Annotated in this window: 1 protein-coding gene; it reads left to right on the top strand. The window is 56.0% G+C overall.

Features of this window, described 5'->3' with window-relative positions:
- A partial coding sequence (locus AC1RPW_RS08650; protein WP_481769555.1) for a hypothetical protein occupies positions 1-241 on the top strand: 241 nt, incomplete at both ends.

The following is a 241-nucleotide window of genomic DNA, read 5'->3' as shown; positions in this document are numbered from 1 at the left end:
CCTGTGGCTCACGAACACGAGCCTGAAGCCGAAAACGCAGATCAAGCACCCGCCGCAAGTCGTGTACGTCGATATCTCGGGTAACGTACTCAATCGTACGGCCGAGGACTTTTTCCAGCTTTACTCGTTCCACAGCGTGGACGGTGAGCTGGAACGACGCCTTGAGGCTCTAATTCAATTCAACGCTGCGGATTTGGCTCACGTTCAAGACCCGGAGGACGATCCGGTCGATGGTTCCGAG

It is taken from the genome of Dellaglioa sp. CoH-55-MRSF-8 (assembly GCF_056782195.1).
Note: the sequence above shows the minus strand (reverse complement) of the source record. Positions and strands in the feature narration are given on the sequence as shown.